Here is a 496-nt window from a genome sequence, read left to right on the forward strand (position 1 = left end):
TGTGCAATATCAGTCATAGAAGTCTTTTCAATCAACTTTTGAGCAATCTTTTGGTTGATAATATGAGGAATTTGATGATTCTTCTTAACGATAGAAGTTTCAGCGACTATCATTTTCGAGCAATGATAGCACTTAAAACGACGCTTTTTAAGAAGAATTCTGGTAGGCATACCAGTCGTCTCGAGGTAAGGAATTTTCGACGGTTTTTGAAAATCATATTTCTTCATTTGACCTCCGCACTCAAGGCAAGATGGGGCGTCATAGTCCAGTTTAGCGATGATTTCCTTGTGTGTATCCCTATTGATAACATCTAGAATCTGGATATTAGGGTCTTTAATATCGAGTAGTTTTGTGATAAAATGTAATTGTTCCATATGATTCTTTCTAATGATGGTTTAGTCGCTTTTCATTATAGATCTTATGGGACTTTTTTTCTACACAAAATAGGCTCCATAATATCTATAGGGGATTTACCCACTACAAATATTATAGAGCC

1 protein-coding gene is annotated in these 496 nt (G+C 35.1%); it reads right to left on the reverse strand.

Annotated features, from left to right (window positions below):
• A partial coding sequence (locus ADH81_RS08505; RefSeq protein WP_049528212.1) for an ISL3 family transposase occupies positions 1-374 on the reverse strand: 374 nt, incomplete at its 3' end.
• Positions 375-496: the final 122 nt, after the last annotated feature.

It is taken from the genome of Streptococcus pseudopneumoniae (assembly GCF_001072925.1).
Lineage (GTDB): Bacteria > Bacillota > Bacilli > Lactobacillales > Streptococcaceae > Streptococcus > Streptococcus pseudopneumoniae_Q.